The sequence below is a fragment of the Parvimonas sp. M20 genome (assembly GCF_035282425.1).
GTDB lineage: Bacteria > Bacillota > Clostridia > Tissierellales > Peptoniphilaceae > Parvimonas.
In genome coordinates this window covers 1-251 of record NZ_JAYKBQ010000243.1, presented here as the reverse complement: position 1 = coordinate 251, position 251 = coordinate 1, and the positions used below count along the sequence as shown (strand labels likewise).

The following is a 251-nucleotide window of genomic DNA, read 5'->3' as shown; positions in this document are numbered from 1 at the left end:
ATTATCGTCGAGGGCCTGACGCTCGAAGGCAACCGCGCCGAGATTACGCTCCAGCAAGCGCAGGCCGAGGCGAACAACCTCGGCAATCCGGTGACCAGCGGCAACGGGATTGGCATCGCGCCGTCGCAGGACAGACCCGAGGTGCGCCCCGCCCATGTCGTCATTCGCGACAACGAGGTACGCGATTTCCCCGGCGGCGGGATCTACGCCAAGGCGGCCGACTATCTCACCATCGAGCGCAACCGGGTCTA

The 251-nt window shown here is 65.3% G+C and carries 1 protein-coding gene; it reads left to right on the top strand.

Features of this window, described 5'->3' with window-relative positions; genetic code table 11:
- Positions 1 to 251, top strand: a 251-nt coding sequence (locus VJI93_RS09110; protein ID WP_324009375.1) for a hypothetical protein, incomplete at both ends; no start/stop codon positions are given.